6 protein-coding genes are annotated in these 6,442 nt (G+C 49.3%); 2 read left to right on the forward strand and 4 right to left on the reverse strand.

Annotated features, from left to right (window positions below):
• Positions 1 to 135 precede the first annotated feature (135 nt).
• Positions 136 to 747, forward strand: coding sequence for a helix-turn-helix transcriptional regulator (locus DW835_RS17360; RefSeq protein ID WP_118731493.1), 612 nt, complete (start codon positions 136 to 138; stop codon positions 745 to 747).
• Positions 748 to 822: 75 nt separating this feature from the next.
• On the opposite strand, the gene DW835_RS17365 is transcribed toward DW835_RS17360, so the two are convergent.
• Together DW835_RS17365 and DW835_RS17370 are read right to left on the reverse strand one after the other, a co-directional pair.
• Positions 823 to 2,355, reverse strand: a complete 1,533-nt coding sequence (locus tag DW835_RS17365; RefSeq protein ID WP_118731494.1) for a helicase HerA-like domain-containing protein — start codon at positions 2,353 to 2,355, stop codon at positions 823 to 825.
• Positions 2,356 to 2,433: 78 nt separating this feature from the next.
• Positions 2,434 to 2,925 (reverse strand): pyridoxamine 5'-phosphate oxidase family protein, encoded by a 492-nt coding sequence (locus DW835_RS17370; RefSeq protein WP_118505609.1) that lies wholly within the window; start codon positions 2,923 to 2,925, stop codon positions 2,434 to 2,436.
• A 192-nt stretch (positions 2,926 to 3,117) separates the two neighbouring features.
• Here DW835_RS17370 and DW835_RS17375 point away from each other — a divergent pair, with 192 nt between their 5' ends.
• Positions 3,118 to 3,885 (forward strand): TraX family protein, encoded by a 768-nt coding sequence (locus tag DW835_RS17375; protein WP_243037236.1) that lies wholly within the window; start codon positions 3,118 to 3,120, stop codon positions 3,883 to 3,885.
• An 89-nt stretch (positions 3,886 to 3,974) separates the two neighbouring features.
• Here the strand turns inward: DW835_RS17375 and buk are convergent, their stop codons facing one another.
• Positions 3,975 to 5,042 (reverse strand): butyrate kinase, encoded by a 1,068-nt coding sequence (buk, locus tag DW835_RS17380; RefSeq protein WP_118505623.1) that lies wholly within the window; start codon positions 5,040 to 5,042, stop codon positions 3,975 to 3,977.
• 132 nt (positions 5,043 to 5,174) lie between these two features.
• Positions 5,175 to 6,092: a phosphate butyryltransferase gene (ptb, locus tag DW835_RS17385; protein ID WP_117465528.1), complete on the reverse strand. Its 918-nt coding sequence runs from the start codon at positions 6,090 to 6,092 to the stop codon at positions 5,175 to 5,177.
• Positions 6,093 to 6,442: the final 350 nt, after the last annotated feature.

Here is a 6,442-nt window from a genome sequence, read left to right on the forward strand (position 1 = left end):
TTTTTGCATGGCTCGTAGCTAGGCTAACTTTCTAGTTAATTTCCCGGCATTCTCGCTTCGGTAGATTGCCAATTCCCCCGGATTCTTCTATACTGAAATCAAATATTAAAACTATAAAGGGGGCTGGTGAAGCACATGGATAAGGCCAAAATGGGAACTTTCATCAAGGAACAGCGGATGGCTCTGGGACTGACGCAGCAACAGCTGGCCGAACAGTTACATATTACGAACAAGGCAATCTCCCGCTGGGAGACCGGCAATGCCTACCCGGACATTGCTCTGCTGGATGATCTGGCGGCTGCGCTGTCGGTATCGGTTGAAGAGCTTTGTCGCGGTGAGCGGATTGCCCTGCCCTCTGCTGACACCAATACACTCCTGAGCGATGTCATCACCGAGGTAAGACAACAGAAAAAAGACAGAGCCGCGAAATGGCTTCGCATCCTCTGTCTTAGTATTTTTTCCGTGATCCTTCTTGCGTTTCTCTTCTTTACTGGTGCGTTCTTATTTATACAAAATGAAGCAAATTTAGACGAAGCACTCTTCACCCTGGCTTTGGGTGCCTTTGCCATCGGGCTTATGCTTTTCCGGTACGGGATTCCGATCCTTCTGCTTGCCATCGCTCTACCGCCGTTACTTTGCAGACGCCCCCGGCAGCCGGCGGAGACCATCGTCTGTATCCTGCTGTCGGTTCTGTCCGTCCTCTGGCTGATCTTTGGCGGACACTTTCTCTGCTTCCAGTTATTCTAGCCTTTCCATCGTTTTGCATAATCTTTCCGTCCGCTGACGATGGCAGAATAAGCATCAAAAGAATTTTATTCCTAATTACTTTCCAAACAGTGTACTCAAAATTCCTCTCTTGATGACCTGGGCACCGGTGTTAATCAGCTGGCGCTCGATCTGGGCCTGTCTGCGTTCCGCTGCCTTTTCCTTCTTTTTCTGTGCGGCTTCCCATTCCTTCTGCTTCTGCTTTACGGTGGATTCCTGCAGTTTTGCCTGCTGCTTTGCCAGCGCTTCCTTATCTTTTTCCAGCTGTGCCCGCTCTGCTGCCAGCTGCGCCGCTTTCGCCTCATGCTCCATGGTATCTGTCAACACTTCGTAGGCAGAAATATTGTCCACCGCCTCATCGTAGCGTCCCATGCCGTCTCTCGCCATCAGATTCCTGCGCTCCGTCTCATCCACAGGTCCCATAAAGCTCTGGGGGCAGATGATGGAGGTACGCTGGGCAATGCCGGGCACGCCGTTCTCATCCAGAAAGGAAGTCAGTGCCTCACCTACGCCCAGTTCCATGATGACTTCCTCTGCCTTAAACGCCGGATTAGCCCGCAGAGACTGTGCTGCCGCCCGGACAGCCTTCTGCTCCGCAGGGGTATACGCCCGGAGGGCATGCTGTACCCGGTTGCTTAACTGTGCCAGTACGGAATCGGGGATATCACTGGGACTCTGGGTCACAAAATAGATGCCCACACCCTTGGAGCGGATCAGCTTCACCACCTGCTCGATCTTCTGCACCAGTATCTTCGGTGCATCAGCAAACAACAGGTGTGCCTCATCGAAGAAAAATACCAGCTTCGGCTTTTCCAGATCTCCCGCCTCGGGAAGCTTCTGGAATAATTCTGACATCATCCATAACAGGAAGCTGGCATACAGTGTGGGATTCTGCACCAGCTTTACACAATTCAGCACGTTGACGATACCCTTGCCGTACACATCCGTATGCATCCAGTCATAAATATCCAGATCCGGTTCTCCGAAAAAGAGATCTCCGCCCTGATTCTCCAGAGGCAGTAACGCCCGCAGAATACCGCCCACGGACTGCTTGGAGATACTTCCGTAGGTGGTCAGATAGTCATCCTTGTGTTCTGCCACATAATTGAGCAGAATACGCAGATCCTTTAAGTCGATCAATAAAAGTCCCTTGTCATCCGCAATCCGGAAGACAATATTCAATACACCTTCCTGCGCAGCGGTGAGCCCCAGAATACGAGATAAAAGCTCCGGTCCCATATCGGAGATGGTGGCTCTCACAGGATGTCCGCCCTCCTGATAGATATCCCAAAAGCAGACCGGATAAGCCTTATAGGAAAAGCTGTCGCGGATACCGAATTTATCGATTCTCTTGTCCATAGACTCCGAAGCCACACCCGCCGTGGCAATGCCGGAGACATCTCCCTTGACATCACACAAAAAAACCGGAACTCCCGCGTCCGAAAATGATTCTGCCATAGCTTTCATCGTAATCGTCTTGCCGGTGCCGCTGGCTCCCGCGATCAGTCCATGGCGGTTACTCATATTCAGCTGCATATTCACACGCTGGCCATCTGCCAGGCCCATATAGATCTGTCCATCTGTATACATTGTTGTCCCTCATCCTCTCTATTTTATCTCTATTTTCCTGCTGCCCTATCCCGCGGGGATATCAATAGATGATATCTTCTACGACTTTTTGAAACGTTTCTTCCCCGTCATATGCTCCACTTTCAGGCAGAATATCTCCGTCCTGGCTACGACTTCCGGTCGGAATACGAAATTCTCCGTTCTGTCAGGATAGTACTGCTTCATCAGAAGATTCAATGCTTTCTGTTTTTCCGCATCCGACAGGATCTCTATAGTTCCCTGACCGATCACGCTCTCGTATTCCATGGTGCACTGACAGCCGTCTTCCTTCTCCGACAGCACCAGTCTGTGGGAGCAATCCATCTCGAAGCTTGCCCTGGCATCCTTACGGATCAAGTCATATTTTTTTCCTTCTTTTGCCCCGTGAAAATAGAGTGTCACTCTGCCGTCCGTCTCTTCCATTCCGAAATTCAACGGCAGAAGATACGGATAGCCTTCCTCATCATTCAGTGCAAGTCTGCACACATCACACCTCTTCATGACATCTGTCATTTCCGAAAATTCTGTAATCTCACGATCGTTACGACGCATTGTATTCCTCCTGTGCTGCATTTTGTTTTTCTGTCAATATCTGTTCGCCCGACAGGCTTTGCGGCATATAAATGCCGGGTAAGCCATCATTGGAATTTCATATACTCTTTCACAGATATATTTACTATAGCGCATAAACAAGATATAATGCAACTATATCCTTCCGTAAGGAATTTTGAAAGGAGTTTTATTTTGCAAAACAAAGGATCCCATTGTTCTATTTTCCCACCGGATCTCAGTGCTCTGACGCTGCATATCCTCGCTATGGCGTTCATGTTCTGTGATCACCTGTGGGCTACCCTCGCCGGAGATGCCTGGTGGCTGACCGGCATCGGCAGACTGGCATTTCCCATGTTCGCCTTTTTCCTGGTGGAAGGCTTCTTCCATACCCATGATAAGAAAAAATATTGCATGCGCCTGCTTCTTCTGGCCATTCTGTCTGAGCTTCCCATCAATCTGATGTACAGTGGGCTGTTATTCTACCCGTTTCATCAGAACGTGATCTGGACACTGCTCACAGGCTTCCTGTGTATCTGGGCAATAGATACCCTACGGAAAAAATGTCCGGTCTGGCTGTGGATTCCGTCGATCCTGCTGCTATCTGCAGTGGGCTACGTGCTGGCAACCCTCCTCATGTTCGACTATTACGGAGAAGGCGTTCTGACTGTTATCGTATTCTATCTCTTCCATGGGAAAAATTGGTGGCAGCTTGCCGGACAGTTTGCCGGGCTCTACTGGATCAATGTCATGCTGTTGGCAGGAATGCAGATTCCATTACAGCTTTTCGGTCATGCCTTCGAGATTTCAGAACAGGGACTGGCGCTGTTGTGTCTGCCGCTTCTGTGGTGCTACCATGGACGCCAGGGCGCGCATAACCGCAAGATCCAGCTTGCCTGCTATGCCTTTTATCCGGTACACATGCTGGTACTGGGGATTCTGTCAAAGCTGATTTTTAGTTAAAATCATAATGCTGACAGAAAGTCTATTCCCTAAAGTAAAAAACTCCCGATGGAATCATTCCACCGGGAGTTCTATATTTTTACTCTAAATTAGTACTGCTTCACCTGTTCTTCGCCGTTCATGACACGCAGAGCGCCCTGAGCCAGAGCTAACAGCTCGTCCTCACCGGGATATACGGTCACAGGAGCGATCCAGCCGCATCTCTCTTTCAGCTTAGCCACTACATCCTCACCATATGCAATGCCTCCGGTGATAACGATCTGGTCTACCTTGCCGTTCAGCACACAGGCCATAGCACCGATGTCTTTGGCTACCTGTAACAGGAATGCCTGCTTCACCTCCGCTGCCTTGGCATCGCCTTCATTGGCACGCTTGGTAACTTCACGCATATCGTTGGTACCCAGGTAAGAATTCAGGCCGCCCTTGCCGATCAGCTTTGCACTGATCTCCTTCTCGGTATATTTTCCGGAGAAGCACATTTTTACCAGTGCTGCACAAGGCACACCGCCTGCACGCTCCGGAGAGAATGCACCATCGCCGTCAAATGCACTGAATACGTCTACAACCTTGCCGTCCTCATGTGCGCCTACGGATACACCGCCGCCCATGTGCACGACTACCAGACGTAAGGACTCATAAGGCTTGCCGGCCTCTTTTGCATATCTCTTGGCAACTGCCTTCTGGTTCAGGGCATGGAAGATACTTCCTCTGGGGATCTCTTCCAGACCGGAATATCTTGCGATGGGCATCAGCTCATCTACTACAACGGGGTCTACGATGTAAGAGGGAACGCCAATCTCATCACCAATCTCTCTTGCCAGAATACCGCCTAAGTTAGAAGCATGCTGACCCTGTACACCTACTTTTAAATCCTCCAGCAGATCATCGGTTACCGCATAGGTACCACTGGGGATGGGCTTTAACAGACCGCCACGTCCTACGATCACGTTGAAGCTCTTCAGATCGCAGTTCTTCTCTGCCAGCAGATCGGTAATGATCTTCTTACGGAAATCCTTCTGTTCGAAAATAGTATCGTATTTGGAGATCTCCTCGGTAGAATGTCTCAGGGTTTCTTCAAATAATAAGTTCTCATCCTCAAATACACCGATCTTGGTTGAGGTGGAACCGGGGTTGATGATCAGACTCTTGATTGCCATTGTGTGTTTCCTCCTATATTCACTCTTATATTCGCTCTTATGCTTTACCGCTTTGTCCACTACAGCATCTATACCTGCCGACAGCAGTTCTCCCGCAGCTTCCACAGCGGCTTCGATCACGATATCCATAGCTTATTTCTGATTCTTTTGCATCTCTTCTGCTACAACTGCAGCCAGTGCCAGGGAGTATACCTTGGTCTCGAAGGTATCGGAACGGCTGGTCAGGACTACGGGTACCTTGGTACCGGTCAGGATGCATCCGTTCTTTACTTTTACCATATGTACGATTGCTTTGTATACCAGGTTGCCGGCATGGATATCCGGGAACAGCAATACATCTGCATCACCCTGGATCTTACGGTCGGTAGCTCCCTTATGCTTGGCTGCCTCGGGATCGATCGCCAGGTCAAGAGACAGCGGGCCGTCTACGATACAGCCGGGGATCTGTCCTTCTTCACACATCTTAGTCAGTTCTGCCGCATCTACGGTAACGGGCATCTTGGGATTTACAACCTCAACTGCTGCTAAAGGTGCTACCTTAGGCTCTGCAACGCCGCAGGCATTACATACCGGAATGGTGTTCTTGATGATCTGAACCTTCTCCTCCAGTGTAGGATAGGTCATGAATGCAACATCAGTCAGGAACAGAAGTCTGTCAATGCCGGGAATCTCAAATACACATACATGAGACAGGGTTCCACCGGTACGAAGGCCTACTTCTTTGTTCAGTACGCTCTTTAAGAAGTTCTTGGAGTCGATCAGGCCCTTCATATACATATCTGCACGGCCGTCATGTGCCAGCTTTACAGCTTTCAGGGAAGCTTCGATCATATCCGGCTCATTGATGATCTCATAATCGGAAAGGTCCATATTCAGTCCGGCTGCGATCTCACGGATCTTTGCCTCATCACCTACCAGGATTGCATCTGCAATGCCCAGTCTCTTGGCCTCATGTACAGCTTCCAGTACTGCACTGTCCTGTGCAACGGAGACTGCGACGGTCTTCTTCCCACACTCTTTTACTTTTGCTACGATGTCATCAAAATTCATTTTCTTCCATTCCTTTCCGCCCCTCGTGGGCTCCAAGTATGAATACATTCCACACATTATTCGCAAAATCGCACGATAAATCGTGCTTTCGCTGCTGCGCAGCTATTTTTGCTCATATGTGTGGCGGTGACTCTATTCGAGTCACCTAAAATCAAGCAAAACTACTTTTTACATGCAAGCATGACAAAGCAGTCCCGCTTGATTTCATTGTCTTCCGAATAGTCACTCTAATCGTTAAAATAATAACACACTGGAATACAAAAATCAAGCTACTATAACAAATATAGCCACCTCTAAATGAGGTGGCTGCAGACTGTAGACAAAGCTCCTTCCTGTGAGGGAGCTTTTCT

Source organism: Clostridium sp. AM34-9AC (assembly GCF_003480225.1).
Lineage (GTDB): Bacteria > Bacillota > Clostridia > Lachnospirales > Lachnospiraceae > Acetatifactor > Acetatifactor acetigignens.

Bases quoted from the DNA above. Each gene is read 5' to 3' on its own strand.
- DW835_RS17360 (WP_118731493.1), top strand. From the start codon at position 136: ATGGATAAGGCCAAAATGGGAACTTTCATCAAGGAACAGCGGATGGCT.
- DW835_RS17365 (WP_118731494.1), bottom strand. From the start codon at position 2,355: ATGTATACAGATGGACAGATCTATATGGGCCTGGCAGATGGCCAGCGT.
- DW835_RS17370 (WP_118505609.1), bottom strand. From the start codon at position 2,925: ATGCGTCGTAACGATCGTGAGATTACAGAATTTTCGGAAATGACAGAT.
- buk (WP_118505623.1), bottom strand. From the start codon at position 5,042: ATGGCAATCAAGAGTCTGATCATCAACCCCGGTTCCACCTCAACCAAG.
- ptb (WP_117465528.1), bottom strand. From the start codon at position 6,092: ATGAATTTTGATGACATCGTAGCAAAAGTAAAAGAGTGTGGGAAGAAG.